The 22,371-nt window shown below is 46.0% G+C and carries 21 protein-coding genes; 8 read left to right on the forward strand and 13 right to left on the reverse strand.

Going from position 1 to position 22,371, the window contains the following annotated elements; translation table 11 throughout:
- Window positions 1-240 precede the first annotated feature (240 nt).
- The 5 genes from ACJB0T_RS06885 to ACJB0T_RS06905 all read right to left on the reverse strand — a co-directional run bounded on the left by ACJB0T_RS06885 (window position 241) and on the right by ACJB0T_RS06905 (window position 7,048).
- Entirely contained in the window at window positions 241-2,229 is a 1,989-nt protein-coding gene (locus ACJB0T_RS06885; protein WP_479294249.1) for a carboxylesterase family protein, read from the reverse strand.
- A gap of 174 nt (window positions 2,230-2,403) precedes the next feature.
- Window positions 2,404-3,594 (reverse strand): BamA/TamA family outer membrane protein, encoded by a 1,191-nt coding sequence (locus tag ACJB0T_RS06890; RefSeq protein WP_479294251.1) that lies wholly within the window; start codon window positions 3,592-3,594, stop codon window positions 2,404-2,406.
- 81 nt (window positions 3,595-3,675) lie between these two features.
- Window positions 3,676-4,323, reverse strand: a complete 648-nt coding sequence (locus tag ACJB0T_RS06895; RefSeq protein WP_479294253.1) for a trimeric intracellular cation channel family protein — start codon at window positions 4,321-4,323, stop codon at window positions 3,676-3,678.
- Between the two features lie 181 nt (window positions 4,324-4,504).
- Complete coding sequence (locus ACJB0T_RS06900) at window positions 4,505-6,070, reverse strand: amidohydrolase family protein (protein ID WP_479294255.1); 1,566 nt, start codon at window positions 6,068-6,070, stop codon at window positions 4,505-4,507.
- 237 nt (window positions 6,071-6,307) lie between these two features.
- On the reverse strand, window positions 6,308-7,048 hold the full coding sequence (locus tag ACJB0T_RS06905; protein WP_479294257.1) for a hypothetical protein: 741 nt from the start codon (window positions 7,046-7,048) through the stop codon (window positions 6,308-6,310).
- 242 nt (window positions 7,049-7,290) lie between these two features.
- On the opposite strand from ACJB0T_RS06905, the gene ACJB0T_RS06910 reads away from it, so the two are divergent.
- On the forward strand, window positions 7,291-7,830 hold the full coding sequence (locus tag ACJB0T_RS06910) for a DUF3299 domain-containing protein (protein WP_495292915.1): 540 nt from the start codon (window positions 7,291-7,293) through the stop codon (window positions 7,828-7,830).
- A gap of 101 nt (window positions 7,831-7,931) precedes the next feature.
- Here the strand turns inward: ACJB0T_RS06910 and glmS are convergent, their stop codons facing one another.
- The 4 genes from glmS to ACJB0T_RS06930 form a co-directional block, all read right to left on the reverse strand.
- On the reverse strand, window positions 7,932-9,764 hold the full coding sequence (gene glmS, locus ACJB0T_RS06915; RefSeq protein WP_479294261.1) for a glutamine--fructose-6-phosphate transaminase (isomerizing): 1,833 nt from the start codon (window positions 9,762-9,764) through the stop codon (window positions 7,932-7,934).
- Between the two features lie 72 nt (window positions 9,765-9,836).
- Window positions 9,837-10,604, reverse strand: a complete 768-nt coding sequence (locus ACJB0T_RS06920) for a DeoR/GlpR family DNA-binding transcription regulator (protein ID WP_479294263.1) — start codon at window positions 10,602-10,604, stop codon at window positions 9,837-9,839.
- A gap of 249 nt (window positions 10,605-10,853) precedes the next feature.
- Window positions 10,854-12,491: a glycoside hydrolase family 32 protein gene (locus ACJB0T_RS06925; RefSeq protein WP_479294265.1), complete on the reverse strand. Its 1,638-nt coding sequence runs from the start codon at window positions 12,489-12,491 to the stop codon at window positions 10,854-10,856.
- A 193-nt stretch (window positions 12,492-12,684) separates the two neighbouring features.
- Complete coding sequence (locus tag ACJB0T_RS06930) at window positions 12,685-13,674, reverse strand: LacI family DNA-binding transcriptional regulator (RefSeq protein ID WP_479294267.1); 990 nt, start codon at window positions 13,672-13,674, stop codon at window positions 12,685-12,687.
- A gap of 309 nt (window positions 13,675-13,983) precedes the next feature.
- Here ACJB0T_RS06930 and ACJB0T_RS06935 point away from each other — a divergent pair, with 309 nt between their 5' ends.
- Window positions 13,984-15,429: a sucrose-specific PTS transporter subunit IIBC gene (locus ACJB0T_RS06935; protein ID WP_479294269.1), complete on the forward strand. Its 1,446-nt coding sequence runs from the start codon at window positions 13,984-13,986 to the stop codon at window positions 15,427-15,429.
- 43 nt (window positions 15,430-15,472) lie between these two features.
- On the opposite strand, the gene ACJB0T_RS06940 is transcribed toward ACJB0T_RS06935, so the two are convergent.
- Complete coding sequence (locus tag ACJB0T_RS06940; RefSeq protein ID WP_479294271.1) at window positions 15,473-15,673, reverse strand: hypothetical protein; 201 nt, start codon at window positions 15,671-15,673, stop codon at window positions 15,473-15,475.
- A gap of 175 nt (window positions 15,674-15,848) precedes the next feature.
- Here ACJB0T_RS06940 and ACJB0T_RS06945 point away from each other — a divergent pair, with 175 nt between their 5' ends.
- Window positions 15,849-15,971, forward strand: coding sequence for a hypothetical protein (locus ACJB0T_RS06945; protein ID WP_479294272.1), 123 nt, complete (start codon window positions 15,849-15,851; stop codon window positions 15,969-15,971).
- Window positions 15,972-16,000: 29 nt separating this feature from the next.
- Here the strand turns inward: ACJB0T_RS06945 and ACJB0T_RS06950 are convergent, their stop codons facing one another.
- Entirely contained in the window at window positions 16,001-16,483 is a 483-nt protein-coding gene (locus tag ACJB0T_RS06950) for a GNAT family N-acetyltransferase (protein WP_479294274.1), read from the reverse strand.
- A gap of 131 nt (window positions 16,484-16,614) precedes the next feature.
- On the opposite strand from ACJB0T_RS06950, the gene ACJB0T_RS06955 reads away from it, so the two are divergent.
- Window positions 16,615-17,514 (forward strand): DMT family transporter, encoded by a 900-nt coding sequence (locus ACJB0T_RS06955; RefSeq protein ID WP_479294275.1) that lies wholly within the window; start codon window positions 16,615-16,617, stop codon window positions 17,512-17,514.
- Window positions 17,515-17,629: 115 nt separating this feature from the next.
- A complete protein-coding gene (locus ACJB0T_RS06960) occupies window positions 17,630-18,280 on the forward strand; it encodes a hypothetical protein (protein WP_479294277.1) in 651 nt (216 codons plus the stop codon).
- A gap of 64 nt (window positions 18,281-18,344) precedes the next feature.
- Here ACJB0T_RS06960 and ACJB0T_RS06965 read toward each other — a convergent pair whose 3' ends face one another.
- Window positions 18,345-18,821, reverse strand: coding sequence for a L,D-transpeptidase family protein (locus ACJB0T_RS06965; protein ID WP_479294589.1), 477 nt, complete (start codon window positions 18,819-18,821; stop codon window positions 18,345-18,347).
- Between the two features lie 303 nt (window positions 18,822-19,124).
- Here ACJB0T_RS06965 and ACJB0T_RS06970 point away from each other — a divergent pair, with 303 nt between their 5' ends.
- From ACJB0T_RS06970 to ACJB0T_RS06980, 3 genes are all read left to right on the forward strand, one after another.
- Entirely contained in the window at window positions 19,125-19,844 is a 720-nt protein-coding gene (locus ACJB0T_RS06970) for an SDR family oxidoreductase (protein ID WP_112459942.1), read from the forward strand.
- Between the two features lie 308 nt (window positions 19,845-20,152).
- Complete coding sequence (locus ACJB0T_RS06975; RefSeq protein WP_479294280.1) at window positions 20,153-20,293, forward strand: hypothetical protein; 141 nt, start codon at window positions 20,153-20,155, stop codon at window positions 20,291-20,293.
- A 250-nt stretch (window positions 20,294-20,543) separates the two neighbouring features.
- On the forward strand, window positions 20,544-21,269 hold the full coding sequence (locus ACJB0T_RS06980) for a sulfite exporter TauE/SafE family protein (RefSeq protein ID WP_479294282.1): 726 nt from the start codon (window positions 20,544-20,546) through the stop codon (window positions 21,267-21,269).
- A 94-nt stretch (window positions 21,270-21,363) separates the two neighbouring features.
- Here ACJB0T_RS06980 and ACJB0T_RS06985 read toward each other — a convergent pair.
- Window positions 21,364-22,371: MFS transporter (locus ACJB0T_RS06985; protein WP_495292916.1), on the reverse strand; the 1,008-nt coding region annotated here is incomplete at its 5' end.

The following is a 22,371-nucleotide window of genomic DNA, read 5'->3' on the forward strand; positions in this document are numbered from 1 at the left end:
TGTCGAGAGCGTTAGTCTTTGTCTCTCGAGAACATACGAATGATTTTACCCACCTTTTCTCCCTTCACTAACTGCCTTATGATGGATCAAACCCTACGATTCACTGTTCTCTGCACACGTGTTTAGGGAGCGGTAGAACTAACAACCAAAACCATGTGATATACAAAAAAAAACCTCCTGAGTTTGCACTCAGGAGGCTTTCATCGTTGACTAAAAGGTGGTTTTGTTTCAGCGCCTATATTAATCGACTAGGTAATAGCTAAGTAAACCAGAAGCTTGAAGCCCATTAAGACGACCATGACTGAGAGTCGGATCATCGCCCGCTTGATTGTATTGGTCCCAATCCAGCTCCAGCGCCACTTCACCCTGCTGGTCGATGACCATAACACTGTCTGTCGACGGCTCATATTGGTAGTCTTCGAATAAGCTGTCACTGAACCATAGGCGTGACAGTGAGTTCATCAGTACCAAATCTTTTTTCGATGGAGATACTTGCGTACTGTCCAATCGAAGAGGCTTATTGAACACAAATGGTAGCTCAGAGCCATGACATGAGCCGCTCACACAGCTGATCGTTTTCAGCAAATCACCTAGGCTCATTTCCCCTTCTTGACCATTGGTGTTATACGCCCATACGTTAAAACTTGGCTTGTAATCAAAGTGGTAGAGGCTCACTGGCTGTTGAGACTCCTGCGCCTTTTGACGAGCGGGCCCCATAAACATCATGTCATTCATCAGCGTGTTAAACTGAGCCATGTTCTTCACCGCGAGTAGTAAGTCATTTTCGCGATGTGGGGCAAAGTCATTGAAAGCCATAATTTGAGACGTCTGTTCACTATTTCCCAGCCCAAAGAACAAGTGATTAACCGCCTCATAAGCCGTAGCAGGTAAGCTTGGTAGCTCAATCGCTGACTGAGGACGATCTTCTTCTTGCTGTAGCATCTGAGTTAAAGCCGTTACGTTTGCTTCATCTTGTAACCAAGTTTGCAGTGTGTCTGTCAGCTCAACAGGCGTCATCATTTCCAAAGACTCAGGTTGCGACTCTTGCACCAACTCTAAGATTTTAGGGATCAGAAACGTCAGTCTCGGTAACATCGTCATCGTATTGGCGTCATCATCATTCACCCCAATGACCGTCGGCACCGCAAAGTCCTCAGAAAATGGCTGAGCAGCGTATTCACTACAAGAGACAAAACCCAGATTCTCGCAAGCCATGTAAGGTGAAAATGGCATAAATTGGGCCATCGGTGTACGCTCAGCACTCGTGCCTAATGGGTCAATACTTTGAGTCAGCCAGCCCGTCAGGCGATTCACAGGGTTGAGGACTTCTTTTTGTGCGGCAAGGACTTCTTCCGTTGACGCGTCTTTTAAATCTAAGCCATTGTCCTGACTCTTCGCACTTTTATAACTGCGATACTCAAAACCGTAAGGGTTACTTTGCATGATCGCGCGCTGGAAATAGTGGTTTGGTAGCTCACCGTTCAACATTTGTTGCTGAAGCAAACCAATCGACATCGCGCCCGCGCCCTGCCCCATAATCGTCACGTTGTTTGAGTCACCACCAAAGTCACCGATATACTCTTGTACCCACTCTAACGCTCGAGCTTGATCGCCAAGGCCATAGTTGCCATCGACACCTTCACCTTTCACCCAATGGCTGCCCAAAGCGCCTAAGCGGTAGTTGAGCGTTACCATGATAAATGGCGTATTATCGTCGATACCTTGGGCCACCACAGTGTCACCATGAATCAAAGGTTCAGAGCCTGCACCATACTCAAAATCACCGCCGTGTAAAAAGACATAAACAGGGAGACTGTCTCCCGATTGAGTCTCTGCTGGTCGCCACACATTGAGGTTTAGACAGTCTTCATTTTGTGGTTGAGTGGTTTTTTTCAGCTGTGGGCACGCGGCGCCAAACTGAGTCGCATCGACGTCACCTTCTAGTGACTGAACCTGACTGTGTTCAAAACGTTCAGCGGAAGCAAAAGTAATCCCCTTAATCACGTCAATACTTTCCAGCTTCTCTTCACCAGACAATGTTCTAATCACTACTGACTCTTGCATGGCATGAACATTGGCGTAACCAAGGTCAACCATCACGGGTTGAGCAGGCTCAGGCTTGAGCGGCGTTGGCTCTACCGGACCTGTCAGTTCATCAGAGCTCTCATTGCTACAAGCAGACAGTAGCAGGGCGATGGACGCAGCGATAAGTTTAGGCTGTATAGACATGTAGTTGCTCACTTATAATTAATATCTAAATTCTGTTATTTAGCTCAAGCAAGCCTTTCCTTTTGCTAACCCACTTCTTGTGACTGTTTGTGCTGACTTGTGATGAATTATAAAGAATGACTCGATAACGCAGTAATCGCGTTTGACGGATACTGTCCACCCTAATCCATTTACTTAGAAGCCACTGCCTAATGTGATATAGAAAGCGCCTTCATCATTACTGCGTGCGATGTCGACGCCCATATGAAGGCCATAGCGACGCGCTATCTGGTATCGAAAGCCTGCGCCATAGGCACCAACGCTCTGATTATCAGAATATTGGCTATCCATTTTAGCGACGCCTGCGCCATAGAACGCCGAGACTTTCCAGCGATGGTCAATGTCATAGGTCACCTGTGTTTGTGCGGTCGCTACTTGGTCACCTTGATAACGAAAAGATGAGACACCACGCAGTTTAATGTAGGGCTTTGTCGTTGGCGCAACAAACTCATCCTTAGTGTCGAACTTGTCGTAATTACCTGCAAACCCCAATGTCCATTTATCATTGAGCGGGACATACCCCTCGCCAGCCACATTCCACTTGGTGTAATTGGAGTCACTGCCCAGTTTTGAGTCATACACCATGTATTCACTGCTCACCTTGTAGCCATCGGTAGGATAAAACAGATTATTGCGAGTATCGTATTCAGCCAGTAACCCTAAACCCGAAGTCACCTCTTTATTGCCTATTGTCATATCCAGCAGTTTACCAACCACTTTATTGTCAGACTCAACCGTGGTGTAAGAGGCCAACTGCTTCACCCCCAACATCAAGGGCGTTTTAGCAATGCGAAATTGCAGCTGCTGGAGCATTGCGACACCAGAAGTTTGTGTATTAAAACTAAAGGTATCCTGAATAGGAGGTAATACAGGCCCAAAACCAGGAAAATCAATATCTTGATAAATATTAAGGTTCATCTGACCGCCACCTACTCCACCAATGTAGCGGATAGTATCGTCATGCCATGTATGTCGATGGCCTGCAAATGCGAACCAAGAACCATTTTGAGTACCTGCAGCCCCTACAGCGGTTATCGCCGCAGGCATCAGCTGTGCACCACCATCCAACGAGGTCAGTGCAGCCTGTTTTCGCTGCTGCTTTTGCTCTTCGGTTTCATGCATAAAGACGCCAACCAAACCACCGCCATAACCGACGGCCGGCTCTGTAATCACAATGGGCACAGGAAGAAAGCCCACTGCGTTTTCTGCGATATGATGCCCCATATCAAATTGACCATCGACGTCATCAAAAAACGAACCAAAGCTTGGAGCAGATAGTACTGCGCAGCTCATTGCTAGCGCCGATAAAGAAGTTATATTTCGCATCATATTGCCTTTTATTCATGTCAGAGTGATTTCTAATAAAAAGCATCCATGCTCGAATCAGTGACCCTAAGCTAGGGCGGATTAAAATGACTTACCGTGGTTGATGATCGCCCAACGAGGAACCACCATTTGCTTTTGAATCGATAGGTGGCGGATATAAACAATCAAGCCAGCTGAAAGAAGCGCACCAATCTGAGAATATTGCGGGGCGAAAGACAGAACCAAGCTGTAAGCCAAGCATCCCAACGCAACCGGGATGGCGTATAACTCTTTAGTGAGTAATAAAGATGGGCGCTGAAGCAGAACATCTCTTACGATCCCCCCACCTACCGCGGTGATAGTTCCAAGAATGACTGGAGCCACTGGCAACCCAAACCCCATTGACCATGCTTTATAAGTACCTTGCACAGCAAACATCGCAATCGCGAGTGTGTCGATATAGAGATACACCTTATTGATGCTTTTCAATTGCATTAAAGGAAAAAAGAAAAAACCAAATACACTCGCCGCACACGCAATCGTGATATACGAGATATCGATAGACCAAAAAACCGGTGCATCTAAGATGCAGTCTCGTATTGTTCCACCACCAACCGCAGTGATAATACCGAGAACAATGACCGTAAAAATATCGACCTTTTTGTCTAGGGCGGCTAATACCGCTGAAAGGGCAAAAGCGGCCGTACCAAGTATGGTTATCGATTCGATGATGAATTCACCAGTAGACATATAAGTTGCTCCAAAAATACAGGGGAAGTTGATGGAATGATTTTATCGCGGTGTCACTTTCTCTCTAACTCGCATATGCAGGACATCATCAACCCTTTTTGAAATAGGCGATATTTGAGCCAAAAAAAAAGAGCGTCATTTCTGACGCTCTCACTAGTACTTTTATTACTGGCCTTTACATCTACTTCACGCTATTGCGAATGGCTTTACCTGGGTAGACTCCCTTCAATACTTTTGAGTCTTCGACAACGACAGTTCCGTTAACGACAACATAAGGGATACCTGTCGCTGGCAAGCCTGGCTCCTTCAGAGTTGAGTTATCTTGTACTGTCGCAGGGTCAAACATGGTGATGTCTGCGTCAGCACCCACTTGAAGACGACCTTTTTTACTCATTTGATCAACACCATTTTCCTCTAGGAATTTAGCTGGCATGTAAGACATTTTTGAGATAGCGGTCATGAGTGGCATCAAACTCTCTTCACGTACCATTTTCAATACACGTGCCTGAGTTCCCGCTGCTCTTGGGTGTCCTTGCAAACCTTCATATGGCGTATTCCAGCTGTAAGCCATCATGCCATTGGATGTCATCAACGGAAATGAGTCACTACCAATGATTGTGGACTCATGAGACAACGCATTTTTCAAGTCTTCGTTCGTTGCACCATAGAACATCACACTCGCACCTGGATTCTCTTTCAGTAACTGCTCATAACGCTCTTTGGTCAGCGGTTTCATCGTCTCTGTTTCAATGATGTCAGAATAATCACGTCCCATATTACGCTGATAGTTTTCAGGATCTAGATAGTCTGCGGCAGCAATGGTGGCGCCAAAATTATAAGGATAGATTTCCGCCATTACGCGATACCCTTTTTGTCTAGCATCATCGAGCATTTTTAGCGCTTCCGGCGTTTCATTAAGTGTTTGCTGATGCATATGCTGAACCAGCAAACCACCGCCATATACGCCTACGTTTGACAGCATTTCTTGCACACTCAACAAACCAGAGGTTGGTGGCAGTTGACTTGAGAAACGACCGTGAAGATACGTGGACACACCGTATTCACCAGCCAGGCGTTGCCACTCTTTCGTTTCTGTCATTGTTGTTGCTTTTGACATGTAACCAACCGGAACGCCAATACCAAGACCACCAGCGCTCAACTCCTGATCGACTAACTCAGTGATCTGCTCAATCTGCTCTGGGCTCGCAATATCGGTCAATGCTGCGGTGTTGATCTTAGACGCTTTTATTTCTTCAGCATCAAACAAGTCGTTAATAACGGTGCCAGTACGAGACTGATAGTTCTTGTTAAGCACCTTTGTACGTATACCTGTCGCTGACACGCTAGCTCCAAAGTTAGTTTGCGAACGACCTTCTAGGCGTGCGTACCAGTTACTTACCGGATAGGCACCAACTTCTAACGCAAGTGGTGTCGTCACACCATTACGTAATTGCAATTTTTGCATAACAGGAATAGCAACAACGTGAGAGTGCGTATCGATAAAACCGGGGGCAACAACCAAGCCACTCGCATCAATGACTTTATCACCCGTGATCGCTTTGTCAGTGATCTCGGCAATTTGACCGTTCTCGACTGCTACGTTCGCCACTTTATCCATACCAGTTTCAGGGTCCATCACACGACCATTCATAATGACGAGGTCGTAAGCAAAAGCACTCGGCGACAAGGCTACCATTAATGCCAAAGCGGTTTTCTTCAATGTGTTAGTAGGGGCAACTTTCTTCATATCTTCTTTCCTTCATCAATTTAAAATCAATAAGTTGTAAAATTAACTGCTTTCTCTACTCGCTATTATTGACGACTTTCATGCAACCAGTAACTCTCATATGAAGGATCGAATACATCAAAAGGCCACTATCAAAGTCGAGAAGAGGAAGAAACAAGTATCTAAATATCAGGCTGTCAAAGGTAAAAGCAGCCGTTCACAAAATTGTGAACAAGCTGCTTTTCTAAGTAGGTGAGTCTAAAAGTAGAATTTATAATTTGCCCAAACCACCGTATCTGAAATGTCGATCGATTGACTCGCCGACCTCATATACCCTGAGGTGTTATCCACTCTTAACTGACCCCATCGCGTCTTGTCTTTAGAAAATGGCGTTGCGATCATAACTGTTGATTTGAGCAGCGATGTTTCTATCTCACCATTTAGATAATTGTACTCCGGCCAAGCACCAATATAAGTACCATCATCACCCAATGTATACATGGCATAAAATGCCGCCGATGCACCAAAAGCCTCTTTCTCTGTTACGCCCATCGCAGACGTTGAATTACTTGAGTATTCACCCGCGAGAACGCCTAGCCTTGGAAAAAGTTGCAACCCTTTGACTCCCGCATTAATCGCTGCCACACCACCAACTGAAGCTGACGTAAACATTGAGTTGTCGATAATATCCACACTAAGCGCAGCACGAGGTACAACATTATTGCTCGTGGTAAAAACATGAAAATACTGCATGCGACTGTCGGAGTAATGACCCTCATTATCCATGGTTCCCTCTACGGTCAACATACCCGTCTGACCATTGTCGAAGTGGAAATCACCGGAAATAGAGCCCTTTAAACTCCCTTGGTTACTAAGACCAAAATACGCTGAGGTACTCGTCTCCGTTAAATCTGAAGGATTAGGAGCATCATCCGCCATTACTGGTGAGATCATTCCGAGCGCGGCAACTGACAGCGCCAATTGAGTCAATTTATTCATTTTTGCTACCTGTAAGGTTTTAAGTTAATGGTGGCTATTCCTTCAACGAAAGTAGTGGCGGCATCCAGCCCATCGGTCGCTATTTTCGCCATAAACCCTACAACTCTAAACTCGCCTATGACGGACGAAACACATCAAAGATCGACTTGAGTGCGCTTTGTAAGCTGACTAAACACGGGAAAGAGGGGTTGGTGAGGATGTCATTCGTCATAAGCGATTGTGAGTGACGCAGAGCTATACCTATGATGAGAGCGGTAACTCACTCAAACCTAGAAGGTTCAATGATGAAAACTGTCTACAAATCTCTACTTTTATGCTTCGCAGCACTCGCGACTACGGCAGGTAACGCGTCTGAAGTGTTAACGTTAACCTGGAAAGATCTCGTTCCTGAAGATCAGCAAGAAATGATTCAGCAAGCTTCAGTACAATTTGTATCCGACCATAGTGGAGAGGCACCAGAACAAAATAAAATAGGTAGCTTTCAAACAGACCTCGCAGGCAAAACCGTTCGTATTCCCGGTTTTGTTATCCCTTTAGAAGGCGACAATGAGAAAACCACCCAATTCTTGCTCGTTCCATATTACGGAGCCTGTATTCACGTCCCACCACCACCGACAAATCAAATTATCTTCGTTGATGTACCAGAGGGGACTGCTAACCAAGGACTGTGGGATGTGGTGTACGTGACTGGTACTTTATCTATTGAAGATAAATCTACAGACATAGCGGATTCAGGATATGTTCTACAAGATATTAAAGTTGAGCAGTATGAGGATCAATGAGCTAAAAAACCCGGTAGACTGTTAACCAGTCCAACCGGGTTTAGTAACTCAATAGCAAACCTTATTGTCTTCCGACAACAGGTTCATTAAGCATCGTGACCTTACTCAACCGTTACCGCTTTCGCTAGGTTACGAGGCTGATCGACGTCTGTACCTTTGATTAGTGCTACATGGTAAGACAGTAGCTGCATCGGCACTGTGTAGTAGATTGGCGCAATGATGTCATCGACATGAGGCATTTGGATGATCTTCATGTTTTCGTCGCCTTCAAAGCCAGCTTTCTCGTCCGCGAATACATAGAGTAGGCCGCCACGTGCACGTACTTCTTCAATGTTTGACTTAAGCTTCTCTAGCAAGTCATTGGTTGGTGCAACAACAACAACTGGCATGTCTGCATCGATGAGTGCCAGTGGACCGTGCTTAAGCTCGCCCGCTGCATACGCTTCAGCGTGGATGTAAGAGATCTCTTTTAGTTTTAGAGACGCTTCCATCGCGATTGGGTAGTACTCGCCACGACCTAGGAATAGTGTGTGGTGCTTATCAGCAAAGTCTGTTGCCAGTGCTTCGATTTCTTTATCGAACGCTAGCGCCTTCTCGATGTTAGCTGGAAGCTCGTGCAGTGATTTCACGATCTCTGCTTCACGCTCTTCCGTCATACGACCTTGAAGACGAGCAATAGACACAACCATCATTAGCATCGCCGCTAGCTGAGTCGTGAAAGCTTTTGTTGAAGCAACACCGATTTCTGTCCCTGCGCGAGTCATGAATGCAAAGTCTGATTCACGAACCAAAGAAGAGCCCGCTACGTTACAGATAGTCATCGCAGACATGTAGCCTTTCTCTTTAGCAAGGCGAAGCGCTGCAAGCGTATCAGCCGTTTCACCAGACTGTGAAAGCGTCACTAGTAGGCTGTTTGGACGTACAACAAAGTCGCGGTAGCGGAATTCAGAAGCGATTTCTACGTCGCAGCTCACACCAGCCATAGATTCAAACCAGTATCGAGCTGCCATACCTGAGTTGTACGATGTACCACAAGCGATGATTTGTACGTGCTCTACCTTCTTCAAGATATCTACTGCATTAACACCAATCGCTTCGGTCACTACCGCTTTATCAGTAATACGACCTTCCATTGTGTTGATCAGTGCGCGTGGCTGTTCATAGATCTCTTTTTGCATAAAGTGACGGTATTGGCCCTTGTCACCAGCGTCATGTTCTGCGTTAGATTCCGTGATTTCACGCTCTACTGGATTGCCTTCAACATCAAGAACCTTAACTTCGCGGCGAGTGATCTCTGCCACATCACCTTCTTCCAGGTACATGAAGCGGCGAGTCACACTAAGCAGCGCAAGTTGATCAGAAGCTAGGAAGTTTTCACCCACACCAAAACCAATAACGATTGGGCTACCAGAGCGAGCAGCAACGATGCGGCTTGGGTCTTTACGATCAACCACAACCGTACCGTACGCACCATCTAGCTGAGCTGCTGTTTTTTGTAGAGCTTCAACCAGAGTTTCTGATGTGCGACGTTCCCACTCAACTAGGTGAGCGATAACTTCAGTATCCGTTTGAGATTGGAACACGTAACCGCGCTCTTGAAGCATGGCGCGCAATTCTTCGTGGTTCTCGATGATGCCATTGTGTACAACCGCGATATCACCAGATACGTGCGGGTGAGCGTTCGCTTCAGATGGTTCACCGTGCGTTGCCCAGCGTGTGTGTGCAATACCTGTTCCGCCAGTCACATCTTGTGAACCAACGGCACCAGCGAGCTCTTGTACCTTACCCAGACGACGAACACGCTTAAGCTCTAAGTTAGCATCAACAACGGCAACGCCCGCTGAATCATATCCACGGTACTCCAGACGGCGTAGACCCTCTACCAAAATTTCCGCTACGTCACGTTGTGCTACCGCACCTACGATTCCACACATATCAATTCTCCATTTTTAGTTTCTGTTTCCCTCTATGAACGCAAGCAAGCCAATAGAAGAGGGATAATTTGTTTAAGCGCAAATCACCTTTACGCTATTAGATTCAATTTGAGCTTTCTGCTCTGCTGTTAAGCCTTGGTCAGTGACAAGTACATCGATTGCATCCCATGCTAATTCTAGATTAGGAATCTTTCGGCCAATTTTCTCGGATTCAATCATGACGATCACTTCGCGAGCGACTTCGGCCATCACATTACTTAGGCCAATTAACTCGTTAAACGTCGTTGTACCACGAGCTAAGTCGACGCCATCTGCACCGATAAACAACTGGTCAAAATCGTAAGAACGCAGAACGGATTCAGCAACCTTGCCTTGAAAAGACTCGGAATGCGCATCCCAAGTACCGCCTGTCATCAGCAGCGTAGGTTCGTTTTCCAATTCATTAATCGCATTAGCAAGAGAAAGTGAGTTGGTCATCACGACCAAACCTTTCTTATTCCCCAAGCGAGAAACCAAGGCGCCTGTTGTGCTACCACAGTCGATCACAATGCGGTAGTGATCGTTAATCAAAGCGACAGCGGCTTCAGCGATGTTATCTTTCGTTTCTGAGGTAGCGACCGATTCATTGAGTACTTCGTCGACCGCCTCTTGTGGAAGCGAAACCGCACCGCCATAGCGACGCAGTAGCTGACCGTTTTTTTCAAGCGAAGTAAGATCTTTTCGAATCGTCACCTCAGAGGTATCAAACAGAGCAGACAACTCTTCAACACTGACTTCACCACGCTCTTGTACAAGCTGGGCAATGGAATGGCGTCTAACCTGAGTATTACGTTTTCTCACTTCAACTTTCGCTTCAAAACTTAATTAATGCGAAAATTATTTCACAACGTAAGTTATACCGCAATATTTTGACTGTATTATTTGTAAGACACGGTTTGATTGACGTTTATTTAAACAATAAAGTTTCGATTCGAAACCTAATAGAGAGGAATAAAAATGAAAGTCGACACGAAAGACAAGAAAGGAGATACAAAGAAGCCCTGAACTATCACCGACAGTTCAGGGCTTTTTAATAGAGTGCGGCAATAACTAGCTCACTACGAATGGTGCACTTGCCGAGTTAAGTGGGAAAAGCTCAAAGTCTGCCAAGCCACCTATTAGCTCAATGGCTGTCGCATCTTTATCGGTAAACACTCTGCTCGTCAGAACTTGCTCACCACCATTAACAAAGATCTCAAGCGAAGACTCATCCGATAAAATGCGTAATGCTACTTTGTCACTGGTTAAAGCCACTTCACGCTGTGTATCCCCTTCTCGGATCAAGGTATAAGTTCTATCGAGAAGCAATGTACGAGTTGCTTCATCCAATCGAATCGAAACGTACTGCCCATCTTTAGCGTGTAGTCTCAGCTCACTCCCCCAGTCTAACTCAACACTCAAATCAAACGCTTTGTTGCTAAGTTGCTGATAGCTGCTGCCATCTAGGGTGAAACACTGCTTGTCTTGATACAAGGTCTCTATTTCCGCGATCGGCGTTTGAATCAATCGTCCAGCTTTATTGCTCAGTTCACGTAGCGCTGTTAATTGGTGCACCCAACCATTATCCGTCGAAGGATGGTTGATTTCATCTGGAAGCCCCATCCAGCCAGACAGAACGCGTCGACCATCTGCAGTTAACAAGGTTTGCGGAGCGTAAAAGTCAAAACCTTTATCGAGATTGCCAAACTCCGACAAGGTAATTTTGCCATCACTATCTAACTGAGCTTTCGCATAGCCATTGTGATGAGGAATGGAATGAAGCACACTCTCCGATTCAATGCCCTGCGGCCCTACAACAGCAAAATGTTCGCCACCGAGTTCAAACAGATCTGGACACTCCCACATATAGCCAAAGTCCCCCATCTCATCACCACACAAAGCCACAAACTCCCAGTTATGGAGATCCTGTGAGCGATAAACGGCTAATCGACCTTTTAGATCTGTGGTTTGCGCGCCGAGTAACATCAGCCAATGATCGCCATGTCGAACAATTTTTGGATCGCGGATGTGTGGTGTGACACCTTCAGGCAGCTCAGGAATAACCGGGCCTAATTTTTTGAAATGGATGCCGTCATCAGAGACTGCTAAGCACTGAGTAGTATGGCGATCTCGTTGGTTACCAATTCGGGTGTTACCTGTATAGAACAGCATCAACTGTTCACCCTGACTCAGCGCATGCCCCGAGAATACCCCGTGACTATCGAACCAATCAGACGGCGTTAGTGCCAGTGGTTGCCAATCCCAATTGACTAAATCATGGCTCGTTAGGTGCGCCCAGTATTTATCTTTATGAACACAGCCATGTGGATACCACTGGTAGAAAAGATGATATAACCCTTGATGATAGATAAAGCCGTTCGGATCATTCAACAGCCCTCTAGGAGGGGAAACGTGCCAAGTAGGACGATGTTCACAAGCTGCTGGCTGACTTGCTTCAACAGTGAGTCGCTTTTGCTGGTCCGCAATCACACAGCCAAATTCTAGCAAGCTTGCCTCATCAAAATGTTCAGGCATAGAAAAAGTGAGCTGTGGCTTACCCAGCACGTCCTCTAAGCTATAGGGTGGCAAAGAGTCATGAATAAGTGCTAGGTCATTAACTTCAATCACCAACTGTTTATAGGGGTATAACACACGCGTGATGTTGGCTTGACCACCGAGCATTGTTACAAGATCGCTAACTGAGAACATGTTGGCTTATCACCTTAATACTGAGAATTCTTTTTTGGGAACGTTTGCAATACTAGTTATAAAACAGGACTGATACAAGCGCATTCAAGGTGAGTGACTCGTTTTGTGACTTGAAACACGTCTCGCCTCCGCCGAGTATTAATGCAAATCTCAGAGCTTAGAGGCGGTTAGAACGGTTGGTGAAGAGACGAAACTAGCAGGTTTCGCGGTCAATAGTTTGGAAGGTAAGGACAATCTTACTCATGCTCGCTGGCTCGCCACTCAGCAAATCCATCAGTAGCTTAGCCGCACTTTCACCCGCTTTATCAAAGGGATAGTTAAAAGTAGAAATACTTGGTGACGACACAGAACCAAGCTCATCATTACCGACCCCTAGCACTTTGATGTCCGACCCAGCAGTCAAACCGCGCTCTTGAATCGCCTTTACTGCACCAATCGCAATTCGGTCGGTTGCACAAAACAAGCCATCCAAATTAGCATGCTCAGCCAATAGCTGTTTCGCTTGCTGATAGCCCGACTCAATCGTAAATTCGCCGCGACTATGAAATAGTGGTTCACCTTTGCGTTTAAATTGCAGTGCCTGCTCAAGGCCCTGATAACGAAGCTTATCGACCGCAATATCTGAGCTGGCTACTCCAATAAAGCCAATATCACTACAACCCGATGATATTAAACGATTTCCAGCCTCAAATCCGACTCGAAAATCATCATGAACAATACTTGGAATGTTAAACAGTGAGCCATCCTGGCCCACCAGCACAACAGGTGCAGCAGATTGCAAAATGACCTCAACCAACTCTTCGTCTAAATGGGTTGCATACAAGATGATACCCTCGACACGCTTTTGGTTAAAAAGACGGATGAACTCAATTTCTTTTTGAAAAGATTGCTGCGTACTGGCAAGCAATACCTGCTTACCTGCACTATCAAACACACGACTTAAACCGTCGACCCCTTGCGAGGTAGCGCTTGACGCGACCCTTGGGACAATCACCCCAATCAAATTGGTCTTTTGCGACTTAAGTTCCTTCGCCACTAGATTTGTTTGGTATCCCAGTTCATCAATGGCCTTTTGAACCTTATCTTTTGTCGCTTGTTTTACCCCATACTCGTTATTCACAACTCGAGAAACAGTGGATTTGGAAACGCCAGCGAGTTTAGCGACATCATGTAAGCTTGCCATGGGATAAATGTCCGATATTTATGGGAATGTTTGCAAAGAATATCATAAAAACGGGCCCTTAGATAAGCCAATCAGCTTAGCATCGACTTGCTTATTGCTCCATTTCGGCCAAAATTCTTACAGAGCGCACACTCTTTTCGAGCCTTATGCCACAAGAGATGATCGCAATCACATTGTGGCACTTTATCTTTTGACACTAATTCGCACATGCTTATGATTCGATCTTGCAAACGTTCCCAAAATGTATTCAACACACTTTATTGAGAACAACATTAGATAATAACGCACAAAATGTAACCGGAGCTCGTTATGAACTATCCAGTCATAGCCAAACAACTACTCGCGCTGCTTGGGGGAAAGGACAACCTCTCTGCCTTGGCACATTGCGCTACTCGCTTACGCCTCGCTGTAAAAGATGAATCGCAGATCCAAGAAAAAGCAATCGACGATCTAGAAGGCGTGAAAGGACAATTCAAAGTCGCAGGTCAGTATCAGATCATTTTTGGTTCAGGGATCGTTAACCAAGTTTATGCTGAACTCGCTAAGCTGACGGGCATGTCTGAAATGTCGACCAAAGACGTAGCCTCCGCGGGTGCCCAAAAGCAAAACTGGCTGCAACGTGCAGTAAAAGGCTTGTCGGACATTTTTGTACCTATCATCCCTGCGATTGTTGCCGGTGGTCTATTGATGGGTATCTTCAACTTGCTGACCGCACCAGGTCTGTTTATTGAAGGACAATCGCTGATTGATGCGAATCCAGGTCTTGCCGATCTGGCCAGCATGATTAACACCTTTGCGAACGCACCATTTGTTTACTTGCCTGTTCTGCTCGCGTTCTCGGCTTCGAAGAAGTTTGGCGGTAACCCTTTCCTTGGCGCAGCCCTTGGTATGCTCATGGTTCACCCAGATCTACTTAATGGCTGGGGCTTTGGCGGCGCAGCGGTATCGGGCACGATCCCAACTTGGAACATCTTGGGCTTTGAAATCCAAAAAGTCGGTTACCAAGGCTCTGTGTTACCTGTACTCGTGTCCGCGTTCATCCTAGCTAAAGTAGAAAATGGCCTGCGCAAGTTTATCCCATCTGTTTTGGATAACTTGCTAACACCAATGCTAGCCATCTTTATCACAGGTTTCCTAACCTTTACGGTTGTCGGCCCATTCACTCGTGATATTGGCTTCCTACTTGGTGATGGACTTAACTGGCTATACGACTCAGCTGGTTTTGTTGGTGGCGCACTATTTGGCTTTATCTATGCTCCGTTTGTTATTACCGGAATGCACCACAGCTTCATCGCTATCGAGACTCAGCTTCTGACTGACATTGCGATTACAGGCGGCACGTTCATCTTCCCAATTGCAGCAATGTCTAACATCGCTCAAGGTGGTGCAGCACTTGCGGTTGGCCTAACCACTAAAGATATCAAGCTTAAAGGGATTGCAATGCCTTCTGGTGTGACTGCCCTACTGGGTATCACAGAGCCAGCAATGTTTGGTGTTAACCTAAAACTGCGCTACCCGTTCATCGCAGCTATCATCGGTGCGGCAATCTCAAGTGCTTTCATCACTATGTTTAACGTGAAAGCACAAGCACTAGGCGCAGCCGGCCTACCAGGCATTATCTCGATTCGTCCAGAGAACATCGGCTACTACGTTGCAGGTATGGCTATTTCATTCGCCATCGCGTTTGGTTTAACGATTGTTCTGGGTATGCGTAACAAGCAAGCCGCTGGCAATCAAGCCGAAGCTTCTGCTTAGTCATCCCTTTTTGCCCTGATATACCCCCTACTAATCTTAAGGCTCACAATTTGTGAGCCTTTTCATTTTCATCCCACCAGCGATCTTGACCGTTCACATTTAGTTCACTGATTAACACCTTTTCGCCAATCTTTGGACAAAGGAATTCGACTCCTAAGCGCACTGCTTCATGCTCTGCTCTAAGCAGTGGTTCATTCCAAACATGATAAGAGGGGTCAAACGTCGTGTTGTGGATTGGTAGCATCACTCTACCCTGTACATCCAAGGGTCTTGGATTGTTCGCGCGCCGTGTTGGCCGAACTGGCAGCATCGTAAGACACAAGTGCAGATTGTCAAAGGTGATAGCAATGAGCTGCACAAAGGGACGGTATTTAACTGGGTGACTAAGACCATGCATTTTGAATGCACGGTTGTTGAATATGAGCCATTTGAACGTATTGCGTGGCGGCCTTCGCTGGCTTACCGGTTTGTTTGTTAAAAAGCAAGTCGATGCCTACCACCAGTATTGGTTGGAAACGCTGGCGGCTCAAAAGAAAGGCTAGTTAGAGCTGATACGAGTTGGGTTAAGTATTTACAACGTTTTCAGCATCCACACATCGCAGCCATTATGCAGTGTGCCCGGATAAGGTTTTGAAAGATGCTCAAAGCCAGCAAGCTCATAAAGCTTGATAGCCGCCGCCATTGAGCTCAGTGTGTCAAGGTAGCAGCTTTGATAGCCCTGCTGTTTGGCAAATGCCAAACATTGCTCAGTGAGCTTTTTACCCAATCCAAGCCCGCGACTTTTCGGCAGCAAAAATAACTTCTTCAACTCACAAACCTCATCGTGCTCACCAAACGGAGCAATACCACCGCCACCGACCACTTCGCCATCCACTAAAGCAACCAAATAGAGGCTTCCCGCTTCTTCATGATAGTGCTCACTCATCGCCAACACTTCAGGATCAGATGGACCAAAACCATCACCAATCGCTCCATATTCTGCACCCACCGTTTTGATTACGTCACATAGCGCGTGATCATGTTCTGCTGCTACTTTTACTACTTGTACATCCATTGCAATTTCCATTGTGATTGAGAGGGGGGAGCGACGACACTCATACGAGTAATATATCTTATGAACTATTCTCTGTTTAGCTAATGTGGGTATCGAGTTAGGATTTACTATTGATTTTGATAGGTAAAAACATGAATAGCACGCTTGCCCTCTCCTTTTCCGCCATGACGGCTTTTGCATTCAACTCACTGCTTTGTCGCCTAGCGCTTGGCAGTGGTGCTATTGACCCAGTGAGCTTTACCTCGATTCGTCTTGTGAGCGGCGCCGCGACACTTATCGTGCTCAGCACCTTAATCGCTCGCCGGAAAGTCACTCGCTCTCAAACGCTTCACGCATCCGTCCCATTAAAACAGTCCATTACGCTTGGTGCGACCTTGTTTGGGTATGCTCTACTGTTTTCTCTTGCTTATATAAGCCTCGATACCGGAACAGGTGCTCTGATCTTATTTGGTACCGTTCAATTTGCGCTTGTCATTCATCATCGCCTGGCAGGAAACAGGCTCACTTCACTCGAGGTGCTCGGTATGACGGTTGCAGTAGGAGGCTTTATACTACTCTTAACGCCGGGAGCGGCTCAGCCATCCTTGATTGGGGCGGGCTTGATGATGGCATCTGGGCTTTGTTGGAGCGGTTTTACATTATTGGGTAAACAAGTGAGTTCACCTATCCTAGCCACCAAGCAAGGGTTCATCGTTGCCAGTGTGATGGTTTTGGCCTTTGTGATACTTAGCCAAGCACTGTTCGATTTACCGAGCATATTGACTTCATCCGGTATCGTATATGCCCTGCTCTCCGGCATTATCGCTTCTGGGCTGGGCTATTATCTGTGGTACCGTTTGCTGCCAAACATCGACGTGTTGCAAGCATCACTAATGCAACTCAGTGTTCCTGCGATTGCCATGTTTCTTGGGTGGGGCCTGCTTGCAGAAACACCCTCTCTCCTTTCCTTACTTGCCACAATCTTGATTTTGACTGGCATCGCCCTAGCGACATGGGCGAAGTCACGCTTATCGGTCAAAATCGAGAAATAACAACAGATGCTCAATCGAAATCCAGATAAGATACAAAACCTTAATTGGTATCTGACCGCATTCTGCACTAACTTATAGGCAGATTAACGAATCCGAATTGTTTATTGAGATGCCGATGAGAACTCTATTTCTACTTACACTAGCCACCTTGCTTCCGATCACCACCACATTCGCGGCTACCGAGGATACTGCTGCTACCGCTCAGCCCTCCGATGATGAAATTGAACAGCCTCTAGTTAACATCAACATGATGCTCGATCTTGACGGTATCGAGCAGTCGATAAACCGCTCCAGTGTGGCTATTGATAACCTAGCAACATCGCTGACCCTGCTTTCAAAAAATGAAAGTCTAAACGAAGAGCAACGCCAAGTGTTGGTAGATACCATGGATAACATTAACGAGCTGACCGAGATGTCTAAGTCCTCTTTGGCAGCGCTACCAGGGGCACTGGAACAATCTCAAGATTCCATTGCAAACAGCACGGAAAAATTTGCTTACGATGTTCGTTTTAATGTTTTGCTGCTACTCGCTCTGCTCGTGTTATCCATCGTGTTGGCACTGGTAGCAGCGTACTGGCTATTGCTGCGTCCAATGCAAGGTACGATTTTGCACGCGACTCGGAATGTGTCCAAGATGGCAACGGCAATTCACAAAACTGCCGAATCTCTTGAAACAACGACCGAAAACCAAAAGGTCATCACACAACACCTACATGTGTCAGGGTCTTATTCAACTCAACCAGCAGACCAAACATCGCGCAGCTGAGGCCATCCCCAAGAGGTGAGTCTCGGCCTAACTTACCGATACTAAAGAGTATAAAGAGAGTTACCTACCAACGAATATAGATGGGCGTACCAATCTTGACCAAAGAAACCAGTTCGTCCATCTCTTCATTGGTGATAGCAATACACCCATTTGTCCAATCAAAACTCTGAACAAATTGCGGGGCTCGGCGATCACCATTTTTTAGACCATGGATCTTAATATTTCCTCCGGGGCTGACACCCAAAGTCTCAGCACGATTCTTGTCCCTGAGGTTAGGGTAGCTGATGTGCATAGAGCGATAAAAGGCGGAATCATCCATAACGAAGTCTAAGTAATACTTACCTTCTGGGGTTCGGTTATCCCCTTCTTGGATCTTATGACCTCTTGGACTCCTCCCCAAAGCAATACGATACTCTCGAACCAAAACGTCACCGTCCATCAAATACATTCGCCTGACAGACTTTTTAACTTCCACGCGATCAACCACTGCCTGCTTTTCAAGCTCAAAGCCTTGAGCTTGAAAAGGCAACGCGATCACCATAGCCAAAACTAATAACCACTTATACATCAGTCTTTCCTCTCGTACCCCAAGCGATTCAGGCCTTGGGAGGCCGATTCTACCCGTTCCCACTCTAGGTTCCAATGAAAAGTCCTCGTTATGGGTTGAGCTCTCAACGCTATTTGATGCAAGCGACTGAATACATTATAGGAATAGATTTGCCTTAATTTTTGTTGTCATATAACAACACTGTTTTTATTAAATCCCCATATATCAACAATAATAAATTGACTAAACTACTTAGCAACTTCACAAAGAAGTCCAAACAATCGTTAAGGTGAACACATGAAAAAGCTCGTTGTTATTACAGGTGCCAGCTCTGGTATTGGTGAAGCTATTGCTCGTCGTCTAAGTGACGCTGGCCATCCTCTGCTGCTGCTTGCTCGTCGCGTCGAAAAACTTGAAGCACTAGAGTTACCAAACACTATGTGTGAAAAAGTCGACATTACAGACAAAGCGACTTTCGAAGCAGCGATTCAAAAAGCGGAGCAGGCATTTGGTCCTGCAGATGCGTTAATCAACAACGCTGGTGTTATGCTACTTGGTCAAATCGACACTCAAGACGCGTCTGAGTGGAAAACCATGTTTGACGTCAACGTACTTGGTCTTCTGAACGGTATGCAAGCGGTGTTAGCACCAATGAAAGCGCGCAATTCAGGTACTATTATCAACATTAGTTCTATTGCTGGACGTAAAACCTTTGGCAATCACGCAGCATATTGCGGTACTAAATTTGCCGTGCATGCTATCTCTGAAAATGTGCGTGAAGAAGTGGCTGAATCTGATGTACGCGTTGTCACTATCGCTCCAGGTGCGGTTGAGACCGAGCTACTGTCACATACAACATCTCAAGAGATCAAAGATGGCTACGATGAGTGGAAAGAAGTTATGGGCGGCGTACTAGCGGCTGATGATGTGGCGAGAGCAGTTGAGTTCGCTTACGCGCAGCCTCAAAATGTATGTGTTCGAGAAATCGTTCTAGCGCCAACTCGTCAGCAGCCATAAGCGCTTTTTTTAACATCGGCGATGCTCAGTAGCATCGCCTTTTTTATGATCACTTTTTAGCCATTAAAGCCAACCCAATATAAAAAATCACGTCTGAAAAGCAGCAAATAAATGAATCGAAACACTTTGAATATAAGTATTGCAAAACGTTTACTTTGTGATCAGTTGTAATTCTATGACGCTGTTTGATTTTTCAGCATGTAGTTGCGAAAGCTTTATTATTAGTAGCGTCATATCGCAAATCCCTTCTCTTCGCTAACGTAAAATAGCGTTAGTCAATAACGATCCCTGAATGAAGGAGAAGTGAAATGGATAAAATTATCAACACCTTAGGGTTATGCATCATTGCAAGTAAGTACGCTATCGTACTCTTAATGGCGGGTATCACATTCAGTACCGGTGTGGTAGCAGCAGAGTTACTTTACACAGGGATGGAAAACTCTGAATAAGCGGTTTGTAGGGAATATATCGCGACAAACCTCTATTTAACCTTTTCGTTGCTTTATATTTTATTTGGGAGCTTTTGCTCCCTTTTTTATATCACTTTCACGCTGATAACGATTAGAACACATAGACACCCTATATCCCTGTCCAGTCTCTTCTCACAACGCAAGATTTATCTTCACTTCAGTATGCTGCTTAGGCTAAGTTGCGGGTACAATAGTCAATTCTTCGCCTTGTTGTTGAAAGGGACAATCCATGTTCGCTGATTGGTTTAGCCAAACATCGCTTATTGCGATGTTGCTCATTTTTGTTGGTTCCTACGTACAAACCGCCATCGGTTTCGGACTCGCCATTGTCGCCGCACCTTTACTGTTTCAAGTATCGCCTGACTACGTGCCTGCGCCAATCTGTCTCGTTGCACTCTTTATTTCGGTCCTCAACGCAATGAAACATCGAAGCAGCATTGCGATTGGTGGGCTTAAAATGGCCATCATTGGCCGTATCCCAGGTTCAATCGCTGGCGCTGCGCTTCTGCTTTATGTATCAACGCAAGTATTGTCACTTTGGCTAGGATTACTGGTTGTCTTTGCGGTTGTCGTCAGCCTACTTCCAGTTCGCATTGAGCCGACCCCGGTAAGAATGGGGATCGCTGGTTTCTTCTCTGGCTTTTTTGGTACCAGCAGCGGCATTGGTGGTCCACCAATGGCTTTGTTGCTTCAACACCAAGAGGCCAATCAGCTACGCGGTAACCTCTCTGCGTTTTTTGTGTTTAGCTCGTTTATTTCACTCGTGATGCAAGCACCCATAGGCTTTCTAACCACACACCACTTGTTCATTACGGTTCCACTTATCCCAGCTGCATGGCTCGGCTACCAGCTAGCTAAGCTCACCACAGGCTCATTGCCGAAAGAAAAGATTCGCCTTGCGGCACTAGTACTATGTTCATTAAGTGGTATCACCGCAATTTGGCAGAGCTTTTAGTTCCGCCTAGCTACTTTTATTCGTGCTTACCTTATCAACAAGCACAAAAAAAGGAGCGAATCCGCTCCTTTTTCATTGCTTAAATCAAGCGAGATTAAGCATGTTTTGCATCAGCAGAGTGATCTGATGATTGCTTCTCACGCGTTACAATCCAAATGGCAACAAACGCTACCGCTGTTAGTACACCAATCGCGACCGGTAGTGCGCTCCAGCTAAACTCTTCAACGGTAAAGCCGCTGATTGCGCTACCTGTAGCAAAACCGATTGAGATGAAGAACATCATTAGACCTTGTGTATAACCTGCACCAACACGCGTCAAACGTGATGCAACCGCTGGGGAACACATGTCTGTAACCGTAATACCTTGCAAGTAAATAATGACCAAAGCCACTGGCAGAATCACTGTAGGGATAAACTGAAGCTCTGCGATAAAGTATAGTGCCGCGATAACCACAATTGATGCGACAGTACATAGCTTGAACAGTGCTGTTGGGCCAAACTTCGCAGAGAAACGCTCTGCTGCAACAACAATAATCAGACCGAGTACCGCTGAGATTGACAGGCTAGTTGCCGACAAGGCTTCTGAAACCGTAAATGCATTTTTCATTAGGTTAGGGAACTGGGCTTGGAATGCACCTTGACCCGCACACAATGCCGCTACCGCAAACAGAAACAGACCAAACTTAGAGAAAATCACTTTGATTAGGTTCACCTTCTCTTGCGCTTCTTCTGCCGCAGCCTTTTCACGCGCTTCTGCCGTATCCAGTACGCGCTGACCCGCTTCTTTGTTGGTTAGGAAAGTAATCACTGACAGCACCGCAACGGTAGCCATCATAGTGTAGAAGCTCGTCTCGTAACCAAAGCCACCATCAGTTAGAGCAGCCAATGCGCCGCCACCCAATAGCGTACCAATGATTGCAGCTTGCGCCATGCGTCCTAGCTTTAATGCTTCCGTCTTATTGTCATAACCTGCAAACGCAATAAACACTGGGTTAAGCATTAGCAGTGTCGCCGAACCTAAACCAAAGAATACCGAGCCAATTGCCATCATGTTGAAATCAGTACCCGCAGCGATGTAGCAGAAGCCGGCAACGATATACGC

The organism is Vibrio sp. CB1-5 (assembly GCF_059412285.1).